Source organism: Jejuia sp. G7-7, from assembly GCF_055808955.1.
On the sequence record NZ_JBVVSZ010000001.1, the window covers coordinates 1,175,204 to 1,199,010 of the forward strand.

The window sequence follows — 23,807 nt, forward strand, 5'->3', positions numbered from 1 at the left end:
GATTATGAATAAAATATTTTTTTTACATACCCTAGTTACGTCTATATTTATAAGTTGTTCGGGAGGAAGTAATGATGACGCTCCTACCCCAGAAGAAAACAAAGCCCCAGAAGTTGTGGCAAATTTATTGTTTCCTACAAATAATATGTTATGCATTTCCAATACGCTTGAATTTTCATGGAGCTCTGCTACAGACCCCAATGGCGACCAAGTGACTTATATCCTTGAAATTTCAAAAGACTCGCAATTTAGTGTTATAGATCAAACAGTAAATTCATCAAGTATTACTAAGTCTGTTACCGTAGAAAAAGGTGTCATATACTATTGGCGTGTTAAAGCTAAAGATAATAAAGGCTTAGAAAGTGGATACTCTTCAGTTTATCAATTTTATACTGAAGGTGATGCAACAATAAATCATTTGCCTTTTCCTGCTCAAGCTGTAAACCCATCTAAAGGAGCATCTTTAAATACCACATCAACCACAGCTTGAATGGGATACTAGCGATGTAGATAATGATCCGCTTACCTACGATATTTACTTTGATACTGCAAACCCTCCCTCACTAAAGTTGGTGATGCTATTAGTGAAAAAACATTAAGTGTTAATTTAAACGCAGGCACTACATATTATTGGAAAGTAGTTGCCAAAGACGATAAAGGAGGACAATCTATTGGTCAAATTTGGTCTTTTAGTACTGAATAAAAACTTACTTATAATAACAAAGAATAGATTTTAATAAATATGGATAAAACATATTTACTTAATCATATTCAAAAACAAAAAAATCAACTTTACGATACTAAATTATGAAAGCAAAAATTTTATTTATTCTTTTATTTTGCTCATTATACTCAAAAGCTCAAAACAAAAAAATGGATAGAATCTTATACTACAAAATGGGAGAAATTTGAAGGTGGAACTAAAGCTATAGTAGATAATTATAATTTTGCACCAATTACTTTTATACTTGATTACAACCCAATAAATCTTACACCTGATAAACCTAATGGAACATATGTAGTTGTCCCTGCTAGAACTCAAGGTTTTACAGTTGTAACTTTCAAAACCATAGATAAAAAGAAAGGATGGAAGTTTCAAAAAGGAAATACAAAAGTCTACTTCGGCAACTTAACAGATACAGAATACGACGAAGATTTCGTTTATGATTTACCATTTGAAAAAGGAAAATCAGAAAAAGTTGGGCAAGGATATAATGGCGCAACATCACATCAAGAAAAAAAGGCAATTGATTTTTCTATGAAAATAAATAGTAAAATTTTTGCGTGTAGAGATGGTGTAGTTATAGATTTGATAAGAACTAATTCTAAAAACTGTGCAGAACCAAGTTGTGCTAAATTCAATAATTTTATAAAAATCCTCCATTCAGATGGCACTATAATGCAGTACGTACATTTAAAAAAATTTGGAGTTAGAGTTAAATTAGGTCAAAAAATAAAAAAAGGACAGCTTATTGGTTTTAGTGGCAATACAGGATGGAGTACTGGACCACATTTGCATATTGATTTATATTTAATAAATAAGCACAATAAATATCAAACTCTTAATATGAAGTTTAGAATTAACTCTGGAGAAGTAATTAATGAATTAAAAGAAAAAGTTATTTACACCAAGAATTATTAAATAGAATTCTCTGCACAAATTTTGTTTGATAAAATACTTGTAAAAAAATAAAAAGCTTCAATAAAAGCAGTAAAGATTTCCTTTTTTAACTTTCAAGACGATTTTTATTTTCTATAATAGCCCGTAACTTATCTTTTCTAGTTATTTTCTCTTTACGAAGCTTATTCTTCTTTTGCTCCATTAATTTAGAGTGCTTCGCTTTATTCTTAGTATTCTTTGGGCTTCCTTTTTTGCCATAATATGAAATTTAAAACAAGTATAAAACAAAAAAACCTCACTAAAAAATAGTGAAGCTTTTTGTGAGCCCTGAAGGATTCGAACCTTCGACTGTTCCGCTTTTGGCGGAATGCTCTATCCAGCTGAGCTAATCAATCTTTCAATATAAACCCTAGACTTCTTAGATTTAATTTCACGCTCTCGTGCATAAGCTTCCTTTTTTGAATTGTAAGTTTCAAAATAAACAACTCCCAATCATTTACTTTACCAGTATACCCTTTATGATCCGTGTTATGCTTTCGCAATCTCTCCTCTAAAGTATCACCTGTAAAATCCACATAATAACGGTTTATTTCTTGTGAATAAAGTATGTAAGTAAAATGTGCTATATCAATACAACAAAAAAGCTCCACTAAAAATAGTGAAGCTTTAAGTGAGCCCTGAAGGATTCGAACCTTCGACCGCCTCCTTAGAAGGGAGGTGCTCTATCCAGCTGAGCTAAGAGCCCTCAACCAAAAACAAAAAAATAATTTTTGTTTTACGGTGTGCAAATATAAAACATATAACTAATTAAACAAGATAAATGTTTTAAATTTAGACTTAATTTTTTTAATCAAAATAGCTAAAAGTATCGCCATCTTTTATGTTTAGTAGCGACTCATAAATGAGTTTAATAACGTTTTCAACATCGGCTCTATGCACCATTTCTACGGTAGTATGCATGTAACGCAAAGGCAACGAAATTAAAGCCGAAGCCACACCTCCATTACTATAAGCAAAAGCATCAGTATCCGTTCCTGTAGCTCTAGACAATGCCGAACGCTGAAACGGGATCTTTTTAGCCTCCGCAGTATCCGTAATTAAATCACGTAGTTTTTGTTGCACCGCAGGCGCATAAGCCACAACAGGCCCCTTACCTATTTCTAAATGCCCCGCCTTTTTCTTTTCAATCATTGGCGTAGTCGTATCATGCGTCACATCCGTAACAATTGCAACATTTGGTTTAATAGTTTCGGTAATCATTTCCGCACCACGTAAACCAATTTCTTCCTGTACCGCATTAGTAATGTACAATCCAAAGGCAATTTCTTTTTGTTCTCTTTCAGTAAACGTGCTACTTCTGCAATCATAAAACCACCCATACGGTTATCAATCGCACGACACACAAATTTATCATCATTCAAAATATGAAACTCATCCGGATACGTAATCACACAACCCACATGAACTCCTAAAGCCTCAACCTCGTCTTTAGTAGCGCAACCACAATCAATGAAAATATTATCAGGTTTAGGCGGCTCCTCCTTAGCCTTATTTCTGAGATATGTATCGCAGGCCATCCAAAAACGCCCTTAACAATCCCGTTTTTCGTATGAATATTAACCACCTTACTTGGCGCAATTTGATGGTCGCTCCCTCCGTTTCTAATCACGTAAATCAGTCCATTATCACTAATATAATTCACGTGCCACGAAATTTCATCAGCATGTCCCTCAATGACTACTTTATATTTCGCATCTGGGTTAATTACCCCAACAGCAGATCCGTAAGTATCCGTAATAAACTCATCAACATAAGGTTTTAGGTAATCCATCCATAGCTTTTGCCCTTCCCACTCATAACCCGTAGGCGCTGCATTATTTAAATATTTTTCTAAAAATCTAGCGACTTTTTGTTAAGTATGCTCTTCTTTGCCATTTATAAAAAGTTTTGCACTAAAATAATAATATAAATGTTAAATGAATGTTTATGACATTGTAAATTATTAATTTTGGAACTGTTATTGCTCCAATGGATTTTTATAATGAATTATTTAAAATACATAATTACCTTTTTCCCTTTCCTTTTGTTTGCGCAAATAAGCGATATAGAACAGGATTCTACAAATGTGAAGTACCTCATTATCAAAGGAGATTCCATTCCAAAAAACTACTATAGATTTGGATGAAGTCATGCTACTTCATAAGTTAAAATTCGATAGTAAAAAGACAGAATCCGCTATTTGATTTTACGCCGAAAAACCATAAAAGTATATCCTTATGCTAAAATGGCTGCCAGAACGTTTAGATTCACTCTCCACTCATTTAAAAACATTGACCAAAAAGCGACACAAGAAACGTTACACCAAAAAAATTCAAAAATATATTGAAGGCGAGTTTTCAGATGAATTAAAAAAATTGACCCGTACCGAAGGTCAGATTTTAGTAAAACTAATCCACAGACAAACAGGAAGAACCACCTTCGATTTAGTTAAAGAACTGCGCAACGGCTGGCGTGCCTTTTGGTACAATACAACCGCAAGTATGTTTGATATCTCATTAAAACGCGAATACGACCCTTGGAACGAAAAAGAAGATTTTCTTATTGAAGATATTTTACAACGTAACTTTCAAAGCGGACGCTTAGAACGTCAAAAATCTAAGTTAAACATCGACTTTTACGACTTGACCGATAAGTGGATTTACAACAAAATCGAAGAGTAATACATGCGCATTCAAACGCCATTTGAAGAAAAACTCAATGCCATAAGCCACGGTATTGGGGCTTTATTTGGCATTGCAGCTTTGGTACTCCTCATTGTTTTTGAAACCAAAAAAGCGGACTATAGTTTAACTAGCGTCATTATTTACGGTATTTCAATTATTGTGTTGTTTACGGCTTCAACCGTATACCATTCAACCAAAAGCGACACTAAAAAACACTATTTTAGAATCGTAGACCATATTAGTATTTACCTACTAATCGCTGGAACTTACACTCCCGTTTTATTAATTACTTTGGAACAAAGTTTAGGTTGGACGCTGTTTTTCATAGTCTGGAGCATTGCCCTTTTTGGAGTAATTTTAAAATTGTTTTTTACGGGTAAGTTTGAAACATTTTCAACTTTATTGTACTTGGCAATGGGTTGGCTAATTGTATTCGATTTTGGAAACTTATCAGATTTGATGAATTATAATGGTATTTTACTCCTCTTTGCTGGAGGTTTGGCATATACCGTTGGCATTGTGTTTTATGCCATTGAAAAGATTCCCTATAATCATGTAATTTGGCACTTATTTGTGTTAGCTGGTGCAATTTTTCATTTCTTTATGATATTTTTATATGTGATATGATGACGATTACAAAAGCATCTCAACCCGAAGATTTCATTGCAATTGAAAAATTAGCTGATATAATTTGGCGCGAACATTACACCACCATCATAGGAAAGCCACAGGTAGATTACATGCTAAAAAAGTTTCAGTCTGCCAATGTCATGAAACAGCAAATTAGTGAAGGTTTTATGTATTTCTTAATCTATTCTGATACTTCTGAAATTGGTTATATCTCAATTAAAAAGGAAATGAATCGTTTGTTTTTAAGCAAATTATACATTTTAAAAAGTTATCGCGGTAAAGGCTTTGGAAAAAAAGCACTAGAATTTGTTGCCAAAAAGGCTAAAGAGCTACAATGTAAATCCATTGCATTAACAGTAAACAAAAACAACATTAATTCCATAAAAGCCTATGAAAAACTGGGGTTTAGAAATCAAGGAACAATCGTTATTGATATTGGAAATAGTTTTGTAATGGATGATTTTAGAATGGAAAAAGATTTAAATTGAAATTCTTTTTTTCATTATGAAAGAGGAACGACTGAAGAATCTATAAAATATAAGTTCATGATGAGATTCTTCGCTACGCTTTGAATGACAACTAACCTCTCGCCTCAAAAATCTTCAAATGAATAAACGTTCCCATTTTTCTAGCACGACGCTTTGCGTTTTCAGCATAATCGCCTTCAAATAGCTCGTTGATGGTTTCAAACCATAAATTCAACCAAATCCCAAAATGGAGTTCAGAAATTGAATGATTAAATGCCTTATCTACTTTTATATGGGCCTCTAAAGGATCTCCCGTATAGCGTGTTTTTAAAAACAAGCTAGCTTCCCAAAATGTGGTAAGATGTTCTAAATGCGTTTCCCAGTCTTTTATGGTTTCATTAAAAAACGGTCCTAAAACAGCATCTCTTCTAACCTTTTCGTAAAAAGAGGATACAAGCAAAAACACATCTTCCCGGGTTTTTATATCAGCTTTATTCATATTTCAAAGATACGCTATTGTACTTTTAAAAATGATATTACTTGCGTATTTTAGCCGTATGATTTCAGTAACTCTTCTTGGTGCTGGCAACGTTGCCACCCATTTATTTAAAGCTTTTAGCACCTCAAATCAAATAACTATAAAACAATGGTTTAACAGAAGTATAGATGCTCTAAAACCATTTAAAAACAAAGTTGCTATTACTAACGATTTAAGTTCGTTACAAAATGCTGACGTTTATATTATTGCAATTAGCGATGATGCTATTGCAGACTTATCATCACAATTGCTTTTTAAAAACAAATTGGTGGTACATACTTCTGGAAGTGTAAACGTTCATGATTTGGATGCAAAAAACAGACGTGGTGTATTTTACCCGTTACAAACCTTTAGCAAAACTGCTGAAATGGATTTTGCCAATGTCCCAATTTGCATTGAAACGCTTGTAAAAACAGATTACCCAATGTTAAAAGCTTTAGCAGTTGCGATTGGAAGTCCCGTAAAAAAGGTAAGTAGCGAGCAACGGCGTACCTTACATTTAGGAGCTGTATTTGTGAATAATTTCACAAATCAGTTATATAGAGTTGCACACGAAATTACAGAATCTGAGGGCGCGGAATTCGATTTTTTAAAACCGTTAATTTTGGAAACGGCTAAAAAAGTTCAAGATATGTCGCCTTATATGGCGCAAACAGGACCTGCAAAACGCAACGATAAAAAAACGATAAAAAAGCATTTGGCGCTTTTAAAAAACGACCAACATAAAGACATATATAAGTTACTAACCCAATCTATAAAAGATACTCATGGAAGATAAAAGTTATAAAGAATACCTAAACCACATTACTACGTTTATTTTTGACGTTGATGGCGTGTTAACTGATGGCACCGTACATGTTACTGCAACTGGCGACATGCTGAGAACCATGAATATTAAAGATGGTTACGCTCTTAAAACCGCAGTTGATAGAGGTTTTAACGTCTGTATTATTTCTGGTGGAAGTAACGAAGGTGTACGTTTGCGTTTAAAAGGTTTAGGTATTACCGATATTTATTTAGGGGCTCACAATAAAATTGAGCAACTTGACGATTACTTTAAGAAAAAAGGCATAAAGTCTGAAAACGCTTTGTATATGGGCGATGATATTCCAGATTTTCCTGTAATGAAAGGTATTGGTTTACCCATGTTGTCCACAAGATGCAGTTCCAGAAATTAAGGCCATTTCTAAATATGTGTCTCATAAAAAAGGCGGTAAAGGTGCTGCTCGTGATGTTATTGAACAAGTGTTGAAAGTTCAAGGCAAATGGAGTGGTAATTTTGATGCGAAGTATGATTAAATGTGAAAGAAAAAGTAGACGTATTAGTATTGGTTTTGGATATATTGGCTTTGGCAATAAGCAAAGTAATTTTAATCAGAAAAATGAAAATCCATTTAAAACTTCAAAAGAGCGTTTACAAAAAGAATCACAGTCTCATTTCCAACTAGATTTTTTAAATAAAAAACTATCAAAAGCTGATAAAGAATTAATTAAACACAAAATTCGGAAAGCCGAAAATCGCAAATATATTATAGCAATATCTCTAACTATAATACTTATAATTTTAATAGTATTAGTGACCAAAGAATATATACTACCCGCTTTTAAAAACAATACAAATTTTTAATCTTGAACCTCCTAAACCTAATCCGTTGGAAAAACTTACTAATGATTGCCATAGTGCAATTATTGATAAAATATGCACTCCTTGAACCTTTTGGAGTAAACACAGCTTTAGACGGTTTAGACATCACATTATTAATTCTAGCCACTATTGCTATTGCAGCTGCTGGAAACATCATCAACGATATTTACGATGTTGAAACAGATAGTATCAACAAACCTGAAAAAGTAATCATTGGTAAATCTATTTCTGAAAAAATGGCCTATAATTTATTCATCATTTGTAATGCTATTGGTGTTGGTTTAGGTTTTACTTTATCGAATACTGTTGGTAAAAGTGCCTATTTTTCAATTTTTGTGGTTATTTCTGCATTACTCTACATCTATTCATCATATCTAAAACAAATACTTATTATTGGAAATGTAGTCGTTTCTATTTTAGTTGCAGCAAGTATTCTAATTCGTTGCGAATTAACACCAAACCTCACTCCTGCCAATAGAGACCTACAATTAATGTTTTTAAAATTCTTCTAGATTATGCCCTATTCGCATTTAGTATCAACCTGCTTCGTGAAATTGCGAAAGACATTGAAGATATTGATGGTGATTACAAAGTTGGAATGAATACACTTCCAATTGCAATAGGAAGAGAACGAGCTAAAAACCATTCTTGCTATTTTCCATTTCATCCCACTTGTAAGTATTATTTTTTATATCGTTGCAGATCTATATAAATACCCAGTAATGGTTATTTATTTTTTAGTATGCATCGTTGGACCATTATTATTTACAGGAATTAAAATTTTTAACGCAAGAACTAAGGAAAAGGTAAAATTAGTTAGCTATATGTATAAATTGGTTATGTTTTTTGGAATGCTCTCATTACTTTTATACAAGTTTATTGTTCTCAATTAATGCGTCTCAAAAATCTTAAAAATCACAACATCATTTTAGCATCTGGTTCTCCTAAGAAGGCAAGCTTTTTTCAATGATTTAGGATTAGATTTCGAAATTCGATTAAAACCAATCAAAGAAGAATACCCGCCGCGATTAACGCATTTTGAAATCACAAATTACACTCGCCCAACTAAAAGCGTTACCATTTAAAGATGAATTACAGCAGCAAGATATTTTGGTAACAAGCGATACTATTGTTTGGCATAACAATACAGCTCTAGGGAAACCTAGAGATGCCAACGAAGCATTTTCAATTTTAAAAAGTTTAAGCGATGCTACGCATGAAGTGATTACATCTGTTTGCTTTACTACAACAGATTACGAAAAAACACTTCATAACATCACAAAAGTAACTTTTAAGGCATTATCAGATGAAGAAATAAACTTCTACATAAAAACCTACAAACCTTTCGATAAAGCTGGTGCTTATGGTATTCAAGACTGGATTGGTCAAATAGGCGTTACAAAAATTGAAGGCTCCTATTTTAACGTCATGGGATTACCTGTTCATCTCGTTTATAAAACCTTAAATGAAATTTGTTCTAAAAACTAAAATTTAAAAATGAATAAACGCATTAAATTATCTGCACTTTTAATATTAGTGCTAAACATGTCAACATTTGCACAACAACAAAACTTACAACCTGCAAAATTATTTGTAGAATTACCAAAATACTGTCCTACTCCAGATGCTTTTGATATTGCACCTGATGGCTCATTAGTGCTTTCTTGTCCAAATTTTGCTGATAAAAGCCTACCTGGAGTTCTTGTTAAAATAGATAAAGATAAAAACATTACAAAGCTTTATAGAAATAGATGGTGTGTCTAACGACAGAAGCTCAAACCCTATGGGAATAGCCTTTGCGCCCGATGGAAGTTTGTTTGTATGCAACAACCAAGGTAGAAATCAAGGGCAAGTTTTAAGAATCGAATTCTTAGAAAATGGAAAACACAATACAGAAGTAGTTGCAGAAGGCATGGGACAACCAAACGGAATTCGTTATCATGATGGTGCTATTTATGTAACTCAGCCTAATATGCCTAAACTAAAAACCAGCAATCATGTAAGTGGATTGTATCGCTTTAAAACATCGGACAGAAATATTAAAGTGAATAATGACAAAACCGATGCTAACTTAATTTTCACAACCGAAACCCTAAACACTAATAGAACAGTAGGTTTAGATGGTTTGGTATTTAATAAAGCGGGCGATTTATTTGTTGGAGATTTTGGAGATGGAGAAATCATTAAACTAACACTAGATAGCAAAGGTGCTGTAATTATAGAAGCACCCTTTGCAACTGTACCTAAAAGCATCTGGAATGGACGGGATAAATGTAGATGCAGAAGATAATATTTATGTGGCAGGGTTCTGTAAAAATCAAATCTTTAAAGTTGATACCAAAGGAACAACAACACTTATTGCAGATTATCCTGATAATGATGGTTCAGATGGGCAAATAGATCAGCCAGCAGATTTAATAGTCTACAATAACAAAATTATTATTTCAAACTTCGATTTAATGACCATAAAAGGCATGGAAAACACCAAACATAGTAAGCCTTACACTTTATCTGAAATTGATTTAACAGCCATCGATTAGGCTTAAAAATGTTAAAAGCTATTGCCAACATGAAGTAAGTTTGTAATTTTATAAAAAGAATTTACCATGAAATCAATATTAAAAACTGCTTCATTATACCTTTCATTAATTGGAGCTTTATCAATTTTAGCATCTTGTAAAAACGATGCAAAATCAGATAAAAAACTAGCCATAAGCACTTCAAACGAAACTAAAAAACCTGCCGAACCTTTAACACAAGAATTCAAAGACTATTGGTACGCTGGAAAAGCTGAAATATCTTCCTATAAATTAGAACAAGCGCGCTATGGCGAAATGCGAGAAGGCAACGCCGTGTTAATTTACGTTACTGAAGATTTTCTTCCTGAAATTCAAGTAAAGGCAGATAATCAAAACAAAAAAAATATCCCTGTTTTAAAATTAAACGCTACTAAAAATTTCAATACAGGTATTTACCCATATTCTATTATGCAGAGTACCTTCTACCCTGTTGCCAATAACCAACATGCTTTAAAAGTATCAAGTTCTATGCAAGAATGGTGCGGACATATGTATGCGCAATTAAACAACAAAGCAGAGTTTCAAATCATGTCTCACTCCTATTTTGAAGGAGAAGCCGATGAACATTTTAACATTAAAAAAGCAATTCTTGAAAACGAAATTTGGACGCAATTACGCATCAATCCAAAATCATTACCAACTGGAGATATCAAAGTTATTCCTGCTTTAGAATTTACAAGAATGAAGCATAAAACAATAAAAGCACACAAAGCAGACGCCACATTAACTAAGGATTCATACATATTATCTTATTTGGATATAGACCGAACATTGGTTATAAAATTCAATCCAAACTTCCCGCATGATATTTTAAGTTGGGAAGAAACTTTTACAAGTGGCTCCAAAATTCTAACCACAAAAGCCACGAAACTAAAAACCATAAAATCTCCTTACTGGCAAAAAAATCATAATAAAGATGTAATTTTAAGAGATTCACTTCAATTAAAATAACATGTTTTTCATTTTTGAATGTATCTTTGTATTGAATTTTAATTCAATTACAATGTTTTTCAAACTTACCAAACTGAACTTATAATATCAGGATTTGTTCTTCTTTCATTACTTGTAATTAGGTTTATTAGTCATTTTACCATTACTAAAGTAGCCCGAAAAAATGAAATCAATGAGGCTAGAATTAGGTTAATTCGTAGGTACATAACAGTTTTGCTTTTCATTATAGCAATAATCATAGAAGCGTTTGTTTTTGGAGCTGAGTTTAAAGATTTAGCGGTGGTTTTTTCTTCTGTATTTGCAATTATAGGTATTGCTCTTTTTGCAATATGGTCTATTTTAAGCAACGTTACTTCAGGAATCATCATGTTTTTCAACTTCCCATATAAAGTGGGCGATAAAATTGAAATCCACGATAAAGATTTCCCAATAAGAGCCATTATTGAAGATATTAGAGCCTTCCAACTACATTTAAGATTAGAAAACGGAGATTTGGTAACCTACCCCAACAACCTTCATGCTCCAAAAAGCAGTAACACTTGTAGAAAAAGATGCTATCGATTATGAAGGCAATAGCGACGATGGTGCCGCTGCTGTTTTAAATACTATCAACAAGAATTTTACTCGCGATTTAATAGTTTCTTTAGTATAATCCATATATTTAAGTTCTATTTTTAATATATGCCTAGAAAAAGGAGTTTACCGTTCAAAAAAATTAGGTCAAGTACCTGGTAGTATGATCTATACAGGCGAGCGTTCTAAAGAAAAACTCTTTATAGATGCTTTTGATTATAGTAAAGACTTCTGTACCGAAAAAGAATTACAAACCGTACAAGAAAGCTTTGAGTATAGAGACACCAATTCCGTAACTTGGATAAATTTAAACGGTTTAAATCACGTCAACCAAATTGAATCTCTGGGTAAACATTATGAGTTGCACCCCTTTGGTTTTAGAAGACATAGTGAACATAGCCCAACGCCCAAAAATTGACGAGTACGAAGGTTACCTCTTCGTTGTTTTAAAAATGCTATATTATGATGAAGACCAAAACATCGTCTCAGAGCAAGTCAGTTTTGTATTGGGCAAAAACTACGTGCTCACGTTTCAAGAATCTGAAGGCGATGTTTTTGATGAAGTAAGAGAGCGCTTAAGGCAAGCCAAGGGGCGAGTGCGAAACATGCAAGCCGATTATTTGTTGTATACACTTATAGATGCTATTGTAGACCATTATTTCAGCGTTATAGAAATACTAGGCGATAAAATAGAAGATTTTGAAACCGCCATTTTCGCAGGCAATGTCGAAGACGATATCAGCCAAAACATCCAAGACCTAAAACGAGAAATTTTAAGAGTACGCCGAGCCATTTTTCCCTTACGCGAAGTTATAAATCGTATTGAAAAAAACGAAAATTCACTTATTCAAAAAAGAACAATTACCTACTACAGAGATATTTACGACCATTTAATTCAGGTATCAGAAAACATCGATATCTACCGCGAAATGATATGGAGTTTAATGGATATGTACATGACCACCATTAGTAATAAAATGAACGAAGTCATGAAAGTATTGACTATAATGGCGTCCATTTTCATCCCGCTAACTTTCATTGCGGGTATCTACGGTATGAATTTCGAATACATCCCAGAACTGCAATACAAATACTCCTACTTCATCCTTTGGGGTGTTATGATTGTGTTGTTTTTAGGCATGCTCTATTACTTTAGAAAGAAAAAGTGGCTCTAAACCATTTTAATTTTTTGGACGTTACCACAAGGGTCGGGCTTTCTGCTACAATCTTTTTAAAGCGTTATGGCGCGGAGCGAGCAACTTGCAATCTGCCGAAACCTATCTCCAAACCTAATTAACAGCTCATCAAGCTTAAAAAGGATTTCCACTACAATCCCTAACGCGAATCAGAACACTATTTTAACTTCAGAACTTCGTTTTAAAATGTAGGAACTAAAAACTTGACTTTGTAGAAAAAATCAACTAACTTCGTTTAACGTCGGATATAAGTCATTAAAACGACGCATATCCGTAAAAACATTAAACGAACCTTCAAAAAAAAACACTTAACGCTAGTCTGTGACTTGTGGCGTTACAACTACATCCGTCTGGCAAAAAACAATTTTCTGTCAATCTGACATTTAAAAAACCCTCAACAATCCCACAACCCATTTGGTACATTTTTTGAAAAATACACTACTGTATAATTCAAAAATATATCAACATGAAAGCACTAAAATTAATGCCTTTGTTTTGTCTTTTATTTTTAAATTGTTCAGGGAAAGACAAACAAAAAACAGCAGAAAACACGATTAAACCAGACGAGAATATTCAAGTCAATAAAGAATATGACAAATTTGGAAACCTGATTAAATACGATTCCATTTACTCGTATAGTAATTCCTCAAATGATAGTTTAAGTGATAAAATAAAAATGCAATTCCAAAAGCATTTTAATAACCACTCCTTTTTCAACGATTCATTTTATGACGATTTTTTTGAGAGAGATTCCATAACAGGCGGCTTTAATTCCAGAGACTTCTTCCATGATGGTTTTATGAATCAAAACGAACAGATTAAAAACATGATGAAACGTATGGATTCCATACAACAATTGTTTTTCAATCAACGTTCCCGTCCGTTAATCCCAGCAGAACCAGAAAAAGCAAATCCAAAAACTGAAAAATAAGTTTCAAACACGTATAACTATTTGTAATTTCGACGAAGTGATAAGTAGAAATCCCAGACAATAAATTAAATAGTACTAACACAGAAAATATGAGCAATCAAAAATTAACAATTGTAGCAAAAATTTTAGCTAAACCTGAAAAAAGAGAATTAGTTAAAAATGAATTAATAAAACTCATAGCTATCACAAAAGCTGAAAAGGGCTGTATTAACTATGATTTACACCAAGACAATGAAAATGAAAACCTATTTTTATTTTACGAAAATTGGGAAAACAGAGATTTATGGCAAACGCATATGAACAATACGCATTTGGCTGAATATGCAAAAGCAACAGACGGTGCTATAGAAGATTTTTCGTTACATGAAATGACACATATTGCTTAAAAATGTATTACAAATTCATCTTGATAATCAAAAACTGAATAACAAAACAAGTGTAAAATAAACATAGCCCATTTGTCATTTCGACAGAGCGAGGCAGGAGCGATGAGAAATCTCATAATCCAACTCGTAAAATGAGATTCCTCCTCCTATAGCGTTCGGAATGACAAGTAGTATTTTAACATCTAATTCCAAAGCGTTAAATAAAATCTAAAACCAGCATAATCGCTGGTTTCTTTTTTATATTTGATTTTAGCTAAAATAAAACCATGCAAAAACACTTACTTTACTTATTTATAGGGCTTTTTTCAATAGCCATTTCACAAGCTCAAAAACCGAAAACACCAGCATCTTCAGAGATTTACGAATCTATTCAGAAACTAAATTTTTAGGTTCGGTGTTATACGTAGCGGCACATCCCGATGATGAAAACACACGCTTAATTGCATACATGTCTAACCATGTAAAAGCAAGAACAGCCTATTTATCATTAACCCGTGGCGATGGCGGACAAAACCTAATTGGTCCAGAAATAAGAGAACTTTTAGGAGTGATTAGAACCCAAGAATTACTAGCTGCAAGACGTGTGGATGGTGGCGAACAATTATTTACCAGAGCCAACGATTTTGGCTATTCCAAACACCCAGATGAAACTTTAGAAATTTGGAATAAAGACCAAGTATTAAGCGATGTGGTTTTAGCCATCAGACAATTTAAACCTGATGTTATCATCAACAGATTTGATCATAGACGAGCAGGACGTACACACGGACACCATACCGCATCTGCTACGCTAAGCATGGAAGCTTTTGAACTTGCCAATGATACATCTGCATATCCTGATCAACTAAAACAAACTAGCCTTTGGGCACCTAAACGCTTGTTTTATAATACAAGTTGGTGGCGCTATGGTAAAGAAGCATTCGAAAAATTAGATAAAAGTAACATGCTAAGTTTCGATATTGGTACGTACTACCCACTAAAAGGCATGTCTAATAACGAATTAGCCTCTTTAGCCAGTAGTCAACATTTATGTCAAGGTTTTGGGCGTCTAGCTACAAGAGGTACACAAACCGAATATATTGAGTTTTTAAAAGGCGAACCACTTATTGATGATAAAAATATCTTTTCGGGTATTGATACGTCTTGGAACCGTATAAAAGGCGGAAAAGCCATTGGGGATATTCTATATAACGTTGAAAACAACTTCAATTTTCAAAATCCATCAACACATGTTTCGCAATTAGTCAAAGCCTACAAACTACTTCAAAACATAGAAAACACGCATTGGAAAACTCAGAAATCAAAAGCTTTAAAACACATTATTCAAATGTGTGCTGGTTTATACCTGGAAGCATCGGCTGCAACTAATTGGGCAACCGCAGGAGCATCTGTTAAGTTAAATTTAGAAATACTAAACAGAAGTGAATTACCAATTACACTATTAAGTATTACCAATGCCAGAGATATGAATATCTCGAAAAACATGACGTTGGAAAACAATGTAAAATACGATTTTAAAGAAGTTTTAAAAGTAGGTACTGATGCCAAAGTAACCACACCATATTGGCTCAACGAAAAAGGTACACTAGGCATGTACAAGGTTAACAACCAAAGTGTAATTGGCAAACCTGAAACTCCAAGAACGCACAACATCGATTTTAATGTTTTGATAAATAATGTACCTTTTACATTCACAAAACCAGTAATACAACGCTTTTCAAAACCAGATAAAGGCGAATTATACCGTCCGTTTGAAATTATTCCTGAAGCTTCAGCTAGAATCACAGAAAAAGTAATTATTCTAGATAATAGCCAGCAACGTGATATATCAGTTGTGGTAAAAGCTGGAAGAGACAATCTTGAAGGCGATGTGGAGGTATGTCATCCAAACGATTGGAGCGTTTTTCCTAAAAAACAAAAAGTAAATATTACTCATAAGGGCGAAGAACAAACATTAGTATTTACTGTTATTCCGCCTAAAAATCAAAGTGAAGGATTCATTGGTCCAATAGTTCATATTGGAGATAAGGACTATACCAAAGAATTGATTGAAATAGACTACGAACACATTCCGTTTCAAACGGTATTACTACCAAGCGAAAGTAAAATTGTGCGTCTAGACATAAAAAAACGAGGCGAAAATATAGCTTACATACAAGGAGCTGGCGATGTAGTTCCTGAAAGTTTAGAGCAGATTGGCTACAATGTTAGCATCTTAACACCAGACGAAATAAACTCAGAAACTCTAAGTAAATTTGATGCTGTGGTTGTTGGTATTCGTGCTTACAACACGGTTGAGGATTTAAATTTCAAACAACAACAATTATTTGATTTTGTTGCTAATGGCGGAAATATGATTGTGCAGTACAACACATCACATCGTATTAAAGTAGACCATATAGCACCTTTCGATTTAAAATTATCTAGAGACCGTGTTACTGATGAAACTGCCGAAGTACGTTTTTTAAATCCAGACCATGACGTCTTGAACTTCCCAAATAAAATCACACAAACAGATTTTGAAGGTTGGACCCAAGAACGTGGCTTATATTTTCCAAATACATGGGGCAATGAGTTTACTCCTATCCTATCCATGAATGATAAAGGCGAAACTCCAAAAGAAGGCAGTTTATTGATTGCTAAACATGGTAAAGGGTATTTTATCTATACAGGTTTAAGCTTTTTTAGAGAATTCCCTGCTGGTGTTTCCGGTGCTTACCGTTTATTCGCCAATATGCTCTCTTTAGGAAAAGATGACGTAAGAGAAGCACTTAAACTAACCGATTAATTATGAAAGAAGAACAACCACAAAAACAACCCTGGCTCAACTTATACTCAGTTGTTTTAGTAGCTAACATACTATATTTTGTTGCATTTTACATCATCACAAAATCATTTCAATAATGCAAACTCTAAGTTGGATTGATTGGTCTGTACTTTGCGCTACGCTCATAGCTATTGTTAGTTATGGTACATGGCAAACCCGAGGCAGTAAAAACGTAAAAGATTATTTGAGAGGTGGTAATAGTTCAAAATGGTGGACTATAGGACTTTCAGTAATGGCAACCCAAGCAAGTGCTATTACCTTTTTATCAACACCAGGACAAGCCTTTAATGATGGGATGGGATTCGTACAATTCTATTTTGGATTGCCTATTGCCATGATTGTAATTTGTATGGTTTTTATTCCGCTATACCACCGTCTTAAAGTTTACACAGCTTATGAATTTTTAGAAAATAGATTTGATTTAAAAACGAGAACGCTAGCTGCTATTTTATTTTTGATTCAACGTGGTTTAGCTGCAGGTATTACCATATTTGCGCCTGCTATTATCTTATCGGTTGTACTTGGTTGGGATTTACTAACGCTAAATATTGCAATTGGTTTATTAGTTATTATTTATACGGTTTCTGGAGGTACGCGTGCAGTTAACGTAACTCAAAAACACCAAATGGTGGTTATATTTATTGGGATGCTGGTCGCTTTCTTTTTAATAGTTGATAAATTACCACAAGATATTACATTTTCTAAAGCACTTGATATTGCAGGTGCTAGCGGCAAAATGGAAGTCCTAGATTTTTCATTCGATTTAAATAACAGATACACTTTTTGGAGTGGTATTATTGGCGGAACGTTTTTAATGTTGTCTTATTTTGGAACAGACCAAAGCCAAGTACAACGCTATCTTTCTGGGAAATCGGTTAAAGAAATGCAGTTGGGTTTGATATTCAACGGGCTTCTAAAAATACCAATGCAATTCTTTATTCTTTTAGTAGGGATTATGGTTTTTGTGTTTTATCAATTTAACGAAGCACCCGTAAATTTCAACCCTACAGCAACTGAAGTTGTTTTAAATTCTGAATATGCTGAGGATTATAAATTATTACAAAAAGAACAACAACAGATTTTTAGAGACAAGCAAAAAATAATCACTTCTTTTTCCAATTCTGATGATAAAAATATTGGTAAATATGTAGCAGCTGCAAATTTAGCAAATGATGAATTACGGCAAGAAGCAAGAGCTTTAATTGATAAAGCTTCTGAAAGTCAAGATGTAAAAGTAGAAAGCAACGATAAAGATTATGTATTCATTCACTTTATTATAAACAACCTCCCTAGAGGTTTAATTGGTTTATTATTGGCTGTTATTTTAAGTGCCGCCATGTCTAGTACTGCAAGCGAATTGAATGCTTTAGGTTCAACTACAACCATAGATTTGTACAAACGAAACACCAGCGAAAAAACAGAAGCCGACATGGTAAAAGCATCTAGATGGTTTACATTTTTATGGGGAATTATTGCCATAGGTGTAGCCTGTGTTGCAAACCTTGCCGAAAATTTAATTCAGCTAGTAAATATTATAGGTTCCATATTTTATGGTAATGTATTAGGTATATTCCTATTAGCTTTTTTCTTCAAATTTGTAAAAGGGAATGCTGTTTTTATTGGTGCTTTAATAACACAAGTTTTGGTTATTGCTTTATTTTTATTAGATGAATATGAAATCATTAATTTACCATTCCTTTGGTTAAATTTTATAGGCTGCGTAATTGTAATTGCAATAGCATGCCTACTTCAATCTATATCACATGACAAAACAAGCAACGCATAAAATCATAAACTGGGGCATTATTGGCCTTGGAAATATTGCTGATAAATTCGCTACCGATTTATTAACCGTTGAAGGTGCAAAGCTTTACGCCGTAGCTTCAAGAAATCAAGAAAAGGCAGATACTTTTTCATTAAAATACAATGCAACAAAAGCCTATGATAGTTATGAAGCATTAGCAAATGATAAAAATATTGATGCCGTTTACATTGCTACACCACATGCACTACACAAAGAAAACACGTTACTGTGTTTAGAACAAGGTATTGCGGTTTTATGTGAAAAACCATTCGCGATGAATAGTAATGAAGTTGCTGAAATGATTGCTAAAGCAAAAGCTAAAAATGTGCTTTTAATGGAAGCGTTGTGGACGTATTTTTTACCACATTACAAATACGTTTTAAATCTATTAGAAGAAAAAAGCTCGGCAGTATTTTAAAACTAGAAGCTGATTTTGGTTTTTACAGGGCTTTTGATAATTCAGCTAGATTATTTAATAAAGAACTTGGTGGTGGAAGCTTATTGGATATTGGCATCTACCCAATTTTTGCAGCACTTTCTACACTTGGAATTCCGAAAACTATTGAAGCTAAAGCGATGTATTTTAAAAATGGAGCTGACTCCTCATGTGATATGGTTTTTGAATATGAAAATAATGTTGAAGCGCATTTAAAAAGTACACTTGTTGAAGACACAAAAACGGAAGCTATTTTTTATTGCGAACAGGGAACTATTAAAATAAATAGTATGTTCCATATGCCAACAACGGTTACTTTAATTCCAAATAAAGGCGATACAGAAACCTTAGATTTTAACTACAAAACGATTGGTTATAATTATGAGGCTATTCATTTTAACGAGCTACTAAGACTAGGAAAAACAGAAAGTAACATTATGACTTTTGAGTTTAGCAAGCAGCTTATCAAGACTCTTGATGACGTTAGAAAGCAAATAAACCTAAACTATGGTGCATAGAACACCTTAGCAAGCAAGCGCGTTAGGGATAGTAGAGAAAAGCCCACAGCCCGACGCAGGAGGTGCGAGGACTTGTAACGGATAGCCCGACCCCTTGTGGGTAACGCCCAAATAAAAAAAGCGCAACCGTAAATGATTGCGCTTTTCTAATAGTTTAAGAAATCTATTTTACATAGCTCCCCATTCTTTTAAAGAATCTTTATTCATTTTTACGTAACCTGCATTACCAGCTTTTTCAGCATGCTTTAATGACGCTTTAGCTGCGGCAATAGCACTTTTGGTATCACCAGCTTTTGCATGAATAAGAGATTGTTGTCTTAACATCCAGAAACGAGGCTTATCTTTAGTCATTGCAATAGCTTTATCTATCCATTCTTTTGCTTTACCAATATCTTTATTTTCTTGTAAATAATAAACAGCAGAATTAAAATAATCATTGGCTCCAGGACCACTCATAACTTTATTAATGCTCGCTAAAACCGCATTATCTGTTGGTACCTTAAAATCTAGACCAACCCAAGTTTTCTCCCAAATAAATTCAAGTCTGCCTCCATCATTTGATAAATTGTTTATATCTATCGTAAACGATTCTACGTTAAATGGAATTGGATGCGCCTTTACATTAGTTTTAGCTGCTACTTTACTTTCATCCCAATTTTGAGGTGTACCCCAATTTTCTGTATCAGAATAAAAGAAAACTTCCCAAGATTCGGCGCTAGGTTTAGTAAAAATAGCATAAGATCCCGCTTTAAGAGTTTGTCCATCTATTGTAGCATCAGTACTAAACTTAATGATTGTATTTTTGTTTGCACCTGTACGCCAAAGTTTTCCAAATGGCACTAAGTTTCCAAATACAGAACGCCCCTTTACTCCTGGTCTAGAGTATTCAATAGTAACATCTGTTAAACCAACCTTTTGCTCAACTTTTGAAGCAGGGCTAGGCTGTGGTGTTGTTATTTGTGCTTGTACAGAATAAACTGTGGCACAAGTCATAAAAAGTAATAGTAATTTTTTCATTTTCAATTGTTTTAATAATTAGGTTTTTAATGCATTAAAATTAACCATTCTAAAATCGAGAATTGTTAACAAAAGCTTAAAATAAGAGGTTGTATCTTTACAGCAAATAATTTGGGCGTTACCTACATCCTGAATTTGGTTCAGGATATAGGTCGGGCTTTCTGCTATATCTTTTTTGCTTTTAATGCAAAAAAGGATGCCGCTTCAATCCCTAACGCAAAAGACGAACTATAATGAAACAATACATCTCCGAAACAATAGGCACATTTGCAATGGTATTCTGCGGTTGTGGCGCTATGACTATTAACGAAATAACAGGCGGAAGTATCTCACACGTAGGTGTTGCAGCCACTTGGGGTTTAATTGTAATGGTTATGATTTACGCATTTGGAGAAATCTCTGGAGCACATTTTAACCCAGCTGTAACCATAGGTTTTGCCTTTGCTAAAAAATTTGCTTGGAACAAAGTACCTAAATACATTTTAGCACAAGCTATAGGAGCTATTTTTGCAGCATTTTTATTATGGTTTCTATTTCCCGAAAGTCAGTTTTTAGGAGAAACAACTCCAGCAGAGAATTTTCCTGCATACAAAGCCGCCATTCTAGAGTTTATACTTACCTTTTTTTTAATGGTTGTAATCATAAATGTCTCGACAGGCAGTAAAGAAATTGGCACCATGGCGGCTATAGCTGTTGGTGGTGTTATTTTATTGGAAGCCATGTTTGCTGGCCCAATGACTAAAGCATCCATGAATCCTATTCGTTCTATAGCTCCTGCCATTTTTACTGGAAATTTTCAATATCTATGGTTGTATATTACTGCACCAATTATAGGAGCTATTGCCGCCGTATCTAGTTGTAAATTGGTTAAGGATGAGCAATGTTGTTAACCTTCTATAACAAAAACCTATAGTCGTATTTATTATTTTGTTTAACTTATTTTAATATTTGTTAAACATTTTATATCTTTACCATAAATATAATCATTATGGCAAAGAAAAAAACAGTTTCAAAAAACGATATAATCACTTGGTATATGGATTATGTTTTAGAACATAACCAGAATCCTAAAACAGTATTCGCTTTTGCTAAAATGAATAATTTTGAAGAAGCCAAATTCTACGAGCATTTCGCGTCTTTTGAAACCATAGAAAAAGATATTTTTGAAGCCTTCTTTACTAACTCTGTAAATGCTTTAAACAAAAGCGAGGACTACAACATATTTGATGCAAGAAACAAACTATTAAGCTTTTACTACACGTTTTTCGAAAACCTAACAGCTAATAGAAGTTACGTAAAGCACGTATTAGATAAGTATAAAAACGACTTAAAAGGTTTAAAAATGCTATCTAATTTAAAAACACACTTTACCTCATATGTGAGTGAGTTAGAGATTCAGATGTTAGACGTAAAGCAAGAACAACTTGAAAAAATTCAAGATAAAGCATTAAAAGAATCAGCATGGTTACAATTATTATTAACCATGAAGTTTTGGCTAGATGACACCTCTGCTTCTTTCGAAAAGACAGATGTTTTTATCGAGAAATCAGTAAACACCACTTTTGATGTGTTAGATATTGCGCCCCTAAAAAGTGTTTTGGATTTAGGAAAATTTCTATTCAAAGAAAAATTTCAAATGAACTAGCCCCTATGAAAACTATAGATAAAATACCAACCTCAAAAATACAACGTGCAACCAAATTGGTTTCTACGGGTGCAAAAGTTGGTGTGAATTATTTAAAATATTACGGCGATAAAATTGTAAATACTGAAGATGAGGCCAAAGCACGCCTTAATAAAAATAACGCTTCAGATATTTATGACGGCTTAAAACAATTAAAAGGTAGTGCGCTTAAAGTAGCACAAATGTTAAGTATGGAAAAAAGCATATTGCCACAGGCTTATGTTGAAAAATTCTCTTTAGCACAATTTTCAGTACCGCCATTATCTGCCCCACTAGTTATAAAAACTTTTAAAAAATATTTTGGAAAACATCCAAATGACATATTCGATACTTTTAACGCAACTTCTGTAAACGCTGCTAGCATCGGTCAGGTGCATATAGCAACTAAGAATGGGGAAAAACTTGCTGTGAAAATCCAATATCCAGGAGTTGCGGAGAGTATTGCTTCAGATTTAGCTATGGTTAAACCTGTAGCCATGAGTATGTTTAACATTAAAGGAAAAGATTCTGATAAATACTTTAAAGAAGTAGAAAATAAGCTGGTTGAGGAAACAAACTATGTGTTGGAAATGAAGCAAAGCAAAGAAATTGCTTTAGCTTGCTCTCACATTTCCAACCTAGAGTTTCCAAAGTATTATGAGGAATTTTCATCTGAACGTATCATCACTATGGATTATATGGATGGTGAACATCTTTCTGAATTTACAGCACACAATACAAATCAAGATATTGCAAACAAATTAGGGCAAGCCCTCTGGGACTTCTATATGTACCAAATTCATAATTTGAAAAAAGTGCATGCAGATCCTCACCCAGGAAATTTTTTAGTAAATGAAAAAGGAAAATTAATAGCGTTAGATTTCGGGTGTATGAAAACCATTCCTATGGCATTTTATACACCCTATTTCGAATTAGCCAAACCAGAAAACATCAACAATCAAGACTATTTTGTTAAAAAACTCTATGAGTTAGAAATATTACGTGAAGATGACTCTGAAGAAGAATTAGCCTTTTTTACTGCCATGTTTCATGAGATGTTGAGCCTATTTACACAACCATTTCATCAAGATACTTTCGATTTTTCTGATGCTGAATTCTTTGGAAAAATTGCAGAGTTAGGAGAACGTTACTCAAAAAGCACAGATTTAAAGAAGATGAATGGTAACCGTGGTTCCAAACATTTCATTTACATCAACAGAACCTTTTTCGGGTTATATAATTTAATGTTCGATTTAAAAGCAGAAAACATCAAAATCAACAATTATTTAAAATTGTCATAAG

27 protein-coding genes, 2 tRNA genes and 5 pseudogenes are annotated in these 23,807 nt (G+C 33.5%); 27 read left to right on the forward strand and 7 right to left on the reverse strand.

What is annotated here, in order from left to right; all coding sequences use genetic code 11:
- The first annotated feature begins 4 nt into the window (after positions 1-4).
- Both AC0L5U_RS05675 and AC0L5U_RS05680 read left to right on the forward strand, forming a co-directional pair.
- Positions 5-490 carry a hypothetical protein gene (locus AC0L5U_RS05675; protein ID WP_473415153.1) on the forward strand — a complete coding sequence of 162 codons (486 nt, stop codon included), beginning with the start codon at positions 5-7 and terminating at the stop codon, positions 488-490.
- A 756-nt stretch (positions 491-1,246) separates the two neighbouring features.
- On the forward strand, positions 1,247-1,642 hold the full coding sequence (locus AC0L5U_RS05680) for a M23 family metallopeptidase (protein ID WP_473416177.1): 396 nt from the start codon (positions 1,247-1,249) through the stop codon (positions 1,640-1,642).
- Between the two features lie 300 nt (positions 1,643-1,942).
- Here AC0L5U_RS05680 and AC0L5U_RS05685 read toward each other — a convergent pair.
- The 4 genes and pseudogenes from AC0L5U_RS05685 to AC0L5U_RS05700 form a co-directional block, all read right to left on the reverse strand.
- A tRNA-Phe gene (locus AC0L5U_RS05685) sits at positions 1,943-2,012 on the reverse strand.
- A complete protein-coding gene (locus tag AC0L5U_RS05690; RefSeq protein ID WP_473415154.1) occupies positions 2,011-2,271 on the reverse strand; it encodes a GIY-YIG nuclease family protein in 261 nt (86 codons plus the stop codon). The genes AC0L5U_RS05685 and AC0L5U_RS05690 overlap by 2 nt, the downstream gene beginning before the upstream one ends.
- Positions 2,272-2,292: 21 nt before the next feature.
- A tRNA-Arg gene (locus tag AC0L5U_RS05695) sits at positions 2,293-2,366 on the reverse strand.
- Positions 2,367-2,467: 101 nt separating this feature from the next.
- Positions 2,468-3,556: pseudogene (locus AC0L5U_RS05700) on the reverse strand (M42 family metallopeptidase).
- 106 nt (positions 3,557-3,662) lie between these two features.
- On the opposite strand from AC0L5U_RS05700, the pseudogene AC0L5U_RS05705 reads away from it, so the two are divergent.
- The 3 genes and pseudogenes from AC0L5U_RS05705 (at position 3,663) to AC0L5U_RS05715 (ending at position 5,462) form a co-directional block, all read left to right on the forward strand.
- Positions 3,663-4,341 (forward strand): annotated as a pseudogene (locus AC0L5U_RS05705) (DUF4294 domain-containing protein).
- A 3-nt stretch (positions 4,342-4,344) separates the two neighbouring features.
- The gene (trhA, locus tag AC0L5U_RS05710) at positions 4,345-4,971 is read left to right on the forward strand and encodes a PAQR family membrane homeostasis protein TrhA (protein ID WP_473415155.1); all 627 of its coding nucleotides are present in this window, start codon (positions 4,345-4,347) and stop codon (positions 4,969-4,971) included.
- Entirely contained in the window at positions 4,968-5,462 is a 495-nt protein-coding gene (locus AC0L5U_RS05715) for a GNAT family N-acetyltransferase (RefSeq protein ID WP_473415156.1), read from the forward strand. Before trhA ends, AC0L5U_RS05715 begins: the two co-directional genes overlap by 4 nt.
- A gap of 91 nt (positions 5,463-5,553) precedes the next feature.
- Here AC0L5U_RS05715 and AC0L5U_RS05720 read toward each other — a convergent pair whose 3' ends face one another.
- Positions 5,554-5,940, reverse strand: a complete 387-nt coding sequence (locus tag AC0L5U_RS05720) for a group III truncated hemoglobin (RefSeq protein WP_473415159.1) — start codon at positions 5,938-5,940, stop codon at positions 5,554-5,556.
- Between the two features lie 58 nt (positions 5,941-5,998).
- Here AC0L5U_RS05720 and AC0L5U_RS05725 point away from each other — a divergent pair, with 58 nt between their 5' ends.
- From AC0L5U_RS05725 to AC0L5U_RS05765, 9 genes and pseudogenes are all read left to right on the forward strand, one after another.
- Positions 5,999-6,757 carry a Rossmann-like and DUF2520 domain-containing protein gene (locus AC0L5U_RS05725; protein ID WP_473416179.1) on the forward strand — a complete coding sequence of 253 codons (759 nt, stop codon included), beginning with the start codon at positions 5,999-6,001 and terminating at the stop codon, positions 6,755-6,757.
- Positions 6,747-7,278 (forward strand): annotated as a pseudogene (locus AC0L5U_RS05730) (KdsC family phosphatase). The gene AC0L5U_RS05725 and the pseudogene AC0L5U_RS05730 overlap by 11 nt, the downstream one beginning before the upstream one ends.
- Complete coding sequence (locus AC0L5U_RS05735; protein ID WP_473415160.1) at positions 7,271-7,606, forward strand: hypothetical protein; 336 nt, start codon at positions 7,271-7,273, stop codon at positions 7,604-7,606. The pseudogene AC0L5U_RS05730 and the gene AC0L5U_RS05735 overlap by 8 nt, the downstream one beginning before the upstream one ends.
- 41 nt (positions 7,607-7,647) lie before the next feature.
- Positions 7,648-8,136 (forward strand): UbiA family prenyltransferase, encoded by a 489-nt coding sequence (locus tag AC0L5U_RS05740; protein ID WP_473415162.1) that lies wholly within the window; start codon positions 7,648-7,650, stop codon positions 8,134-8,136.
- A 380-nt stretch (positions 8,137-8,516) separates the two neighbouring features.
- Positions 8,517-9,112, forward strand: a pseudogene (locus AC0L5U_RS05745) (Maf-like protein).
- Between the two features lie 9 nt (positions 9,113-9,121).
- Positions 9,122-9,388: a hypothetical protein gene (locus tag AC0L5U_RS05750; RefSeq protein WP_473415164.1), complete on the forward strand. Its 267-nt coding sequence runs from the start codon at positions 9,122-9,124 to the stop codon at positions 9,386-9,388.
- Complete coding sequence (locus tag AC0L5U_RS05755) at positions 9,381-9,914, forward strand: NHL repeat-containing protein (protein ID WP_473415165.1); 534 nt, start codon at positions 9,381-9,383, stop codon at positions 9,912-9,914. Before AC0L5U_RS05750 ends, AC0L5U_RS05755 begins: the two co-directional genes overlap by 8 nt.
- Positions 9,883-10,164 (forward strand): hypothetical protein, encoded by a 282-nt coding sequence (locus AC0L5U_RS05760; RefSeq protein WP_473415166.1) that lies wholly within the window; start codon positions 9,883-9,885, stop codon positions 10,162-10,164. The genes AC0L5U_RS05755 and AC0L5U_RS05760 overlap by 32 nt, the downstream gene beginning before the upstream one ends.
- A 66-nt stretch (positions 10,165-10,230) precedes the next feature.
- Positions 10,231-11,154 (forward strand): septum formation inhibitor Maf, encoded by a 924-nt coding sequence (locus tag AC0L5U_RS05765; RefSeq protein ID WP_473415167.1) that lies wholly within the window; start codon positions 10,231-10,233, stop codon positions 11,152-11,154.
- 131 nt (positions 11,155-11,285) lie between these two features.
- Here AC0L5U_RS05765 and AC0L5U_RS05770 read toward each other — a convergent pair whose 3' ends face one another.
- On the reverse strand, positions 11,286-11,594 hold the full coding sequence (locus AC0L5U_RS05770) for a hypothetical protein (protein WP_473416252.1): 309 nt from the start codon (positions 11,592-11,594) through the stop codon (positions 11,286-11,288).
- Here AC0L5U_RS05770 and AC0L5U_RS05775 point away from each other — a divergent pair.
- From AC0L5U_RS05775 to AC0L5U_RS05820, 10 genes and pseudogenes are all read left to right on the forward strand, one after another.
- Positions 11,521-11,721 carry a mechanosensitive ion channel domain-containing protein gene (locus AC0L5U_RS05775; protein ID WP_473416180.1) on the forward strand — a complete coding sequence of 67 codons (201 nt, stop codon included), beginning with the start codon at positions 11,521-11,523 and terminating at the stop codon, positions 11,719-11,721. The genes AC0L5U_RS05770 and AC0L5U_RS05775 overlap by 74 nt on opposite strands.
- Positions 11,672-11,806: a hypothetical protein gene (locus tag AC0L5U_RS05780; protein ID WP_473416253.1), complete on the forward strand. Its 135-nt coding sequence runs from the start codon at positions 11,672-11,674 to the stop codon at positions 11,804-11,806. Before AC0L5U_RS05775 ends, AC0L5U_RS05780 begins: the two co-directional genes overlap by 50 nt.
- A gap of 84 nt (positions 11,807-11,890) precedes the next feature.
- Entirely contained in the window at positions 11,891-12,145 is a 255-nt protein-coding gene (locus AC0L5U_RS05785; RefSeq protein WP_473415168.1) for a hypothetical protein, read from the forward strand.
- Complete coding sequence (corA, locus tag AC0L5U_RS05790; RefSeq protein WP_473415170.1) at positions 12,117-12,902, forward strand: magnesium/cobalt transporter CorA; 786 nt, start codon at positions 12,117-12,119, stop codon at positions 12,900-12,902. The genes AC0L5U_RS05785 and corA overlap by 29 nt, the downstream gene beginning before the upstream one ends.
- Positions 12,903-13,389: 487 nt before the next feature.
- Positions 13,390-13,854 carry a hypothetical protein gene (locus tag AC0L5U_RS05795; RefSeq protein WP_473415173.1) on the forward strand — a complete coding sequence of 155 codons (465 nt, stop codon included), beginning with the start codon at positions 13,390-13,392 and terminating at the stop codon, positions 13,852-13,854.
- An 89-nt stretch (positions 13,855-13,943) separates the two neighbouring features.
- Positions 13,944-14,240 (forward strand): putative quinol monooxygenase, encoded by a 297-nt coding sequence (locus AC0L5U_RS05800; protein WP_473415174.1) that lies wholly within the window; start codon positions 13,944-13,946, stop codon positions 14,238-14,240.
- Positions 14,241-14,506: 266 nt separating this feature from the next.
- Positions 14,507-17,028 (forward strand): annotated as a pseudogene (locus AC0L5U_RS05805) (PIG-L family deacetylase).
- Positions 17,029-17,143: 115 nt separating this feature from the next.
- Entirely contained in the window at positions 17,144-18,853 is a 1,710-nt protein-coding gene (locus AC0L5U_RS05810; protein ID WP_473415175.1) for a sodium:solute symporter family protein, read from the forward strand.
- Positions 18,831-19,289, forward strand: a complete 459-nt coding sequence (locus AC0L5U_RS05815) for a Gfo/Idh/MocA family protein (protein ID WP_473415176.1) — start codon at positions 18,831-18,833, stop codon at positions 19,287-19,289. Before AC0L5U_RS05810 ends, AC0L5U_RS05815 begins: the two co-directional genes overlap by 23 nt.
- Positions 19,217-19,825: a Gfo/Idh/MocA family protein gene (locus AC0L5U_RS05820; protein WP_473415178.1), complete on the forward strand. Its 609-nt coding sequence runs from the start codon at positions 19,217-19,219 to the stop codon at positions 19,823-19,825. The genes AC0L5U_RS05815 and AC0L5U_RS05820 overlap by 73 nt, the downstream gene beginning before the upstream one ends.
- Before the next feature lie 168 nt (positions 19,826-19,993).
- On the opposite strand, the gene AC0L5U_RS05825 is transcribed toward AC0L5U_RS05820, so the two are convergent.
- The gene (locus AC0L5U_RS05825; protein ID WP_473415179.1) at positions 19,994-20,842 is read right to left on the reverse strand and encodes a DUF2911 domain-containing protein; all 849 of its coding nucleotides are present in this window, start codon (positions 20,840-20,842) and stop codon (positions 19,994-19,996) included.
- A gap of 233 nt (positions 20,843-21,075) precedes the next feature.
- Between AC0L5U_RS05825 and AC0L5U_RS05830 the strand changes: the two genes are divergently transcribed.
- From AC0L5U_RS05830 to AC0L5U_RS05840, 3 genes are all read left to right on the forward strand, one after another.
- Complete coding sequence (locus tag AC0L5U_RS05830; protein ID WP_473415180.1) at positions 21,076-21,732, forward strand: MIP/aquaporin family protein; 657 nt, start codon at positions 21,076-21,078, stop codon at positions 21,730-21,732.
- Between the two features lie 98 nt (positions 21,733-21,830).
- Positions 21,831-22,487 carry a TetR family transcriptional regulator C-terminal domain-containing protein gene (locus tag AC0L5U_RS05835; protein ID WP_473415182.1) on the forward strand — a complete coding sequence of 219 codons (657 nt, stop codon included), beginning with the start codon at positions 21,831-21,833 and terminating at the stop codon, positions 22,485-22,487.
- 5 nt (positions 22,488-22,492) lie between these two features.
- A complete protein-coding gene (locus AC0L5U_RS05840) occupies positions 22,493-23,806 on the forward strand; it encodes an ABC1 kinase family protein (protein WP_473415184.1) in 1,314 nt (437 codons plus the stop codon).
- Position 23,807: the final 1 nt, after the last annotated feature.

Excerpts from the sequence above, each read along its gene's own strand:
- AC0L5U_RS05785 (WP_473415168.1), top strand. The coding sequence starts at position 11,891 with ATGATCTATACAGGCGAGCGTTCTAAAGAAAAACTCTTTATAGATGCT.
- AC0L5U_RS05735 (WP_473415160.1), top strand. The coding sequence starts at position 7,271 with ATGATTAAATGTGAAAGAAAAAGTAGACGTATTAGTATTGGTTTTGGA.
- AC0L5U_RS05825 (WP_473415179.1), bottom strand. The coding sequence starts at position 20,842 with ATGAAAAAATTACTATTACTTTTTATGACTTGTGCCACAGTTTATTCT.
- AC0L5U_RS05725 (WP_473416179.1), top strand. The coding sequence starts at position 5,999 with ATGATTTCAGTAACTCTTCTTGGTGCTGGCAACGTTGCCACCCATTTA.
- AC0L5U_RS05810 (WP_473415175.1), top strand. The coding sequence starts at position 17,144 with ATGCAAACTCTAAGTTGGATTGATTGGTCTGTACTTTGCGCTACGCTC.
- AC0L5U_RS05740 (WP_473415162.1), top strand. The coding sequence starts at position 7,648 with ATGATTGCCATAGTGCAATTATTGATAAAATATGCACTCCTTGAACCT.
- AC0L5U_RS05815 (WP_473415176.1), top strand. The coding sequence starts at position 18,831 with ATGACAAAACAAGCAACGCATAAAATCATAAACTGGGGCATTATTGGC.
- AC0L5U_RS05830 (WP_473415180.1), top strand. The coding sequence starts at position 21,076 with ATGAAACAATACATCTCCGAAACAATAGGCACATTTGCAATGGTATTC.
- AC0L5U_RS05720 (WP_473415159.1), bottom strand. The coding sequence starts at position 5,940 with ATGAATAAAGCTGATATAAAAACCCGGGAAGATGTGTTTTTGCTTGTA.
- AC0L5U_RS05775 (WP_473416180.1), top strand. The coding sequence starts at position 11,521 with ATGTTTTTCAACTTCCCATATAAAGTGGGCGATAAAATTGAAATCCAC.
- AC0L5U_RS05840 (WP_473415184.1), top strand. The coding sequence starts at position 22,493 with ATGAAAACTATAGATAAAATACCAACCTCAAAAATACAACGTGCAACC.
- AC0L5U_RS05765 (WP_473415167.1), top strand. The coding sequence starts at position 10,231 with ATGAAATCAATATTAAAAACTGCTTCATTATACCTTTCATTAATTGGA.
- AC0L5U_RS05760 (WP_473415166.1), top strand. The coding sequence starts at position 9,883 with ATGGACGGGATAAATGTAGATGCAGAAGATAATATTTATGTGGCAGGG.
- trhA (WP_473415155.1), top strand. The coding sequence starts at position 4,345 with ATGCGCATTCAAACGCCATTTGAAGAAAAACTCAATGCCATAAGCCAC.
- AC0L5U_RS05770 (WP_473416252.1), bottom strand. The coding sequence starts at position 11,594 with ATGGCTCTTATTGGGAAATCTTTATCGTGGATTTCAATTTTATCGCCC.
- AC0L5U_RS05715 (WP_473415156.1), top strand. The coding sequence starts at position 4,968 with ATGATGACGATTACAAAAGCATCTCAACCCGAAGATTTCATTGCAATT.
- AC0L5U_RS05675 (WP_473415153.1), top strand. The coding sequence starts at position 5 with ATGAATAAAATATTTTTTTTACATACCCTAGTTACGTCTATATTTATA.
- AC0L5U_RS05835 (WP_473415182.1), top strand. The coding sequence starts at position 21,831 with ATGGCAAAGAAAAAAACAGTTTCAAAAAACGATATAATCACTTGGTAT.
- AC0L5U_RS05780 (WP_473416253.1), top strand. The coding sequence starts at position 11,672 with ATGCTCCAAAAAGCAGTAACACTTGTAGAAAAAGATGCTATCGATTAT.
- AC0L5U_RS05750 (WP_473415164.1), top strand. The coding sequence starts at position 9,122 with ATGAATAAACGCATTAAATTATCTGCACTTTTAATATTAGTGCTAAAC.
- AC0L5U_RS05800 (WP_473415174.1), top strand. The coding sequence starts at position 13,944 with ATGAGCAATCAAAAATTAACAATTGTAGCAAAAATTTTAGCTAAACCT.
- AC0L5U_RS05795 (WP_473415173.1), top strand. The coding sequence starts at position 13,390 with ATGAAAGCACTAAAATTAATGCCTTTGTTTTGTCTTTTATTTTTAAAT.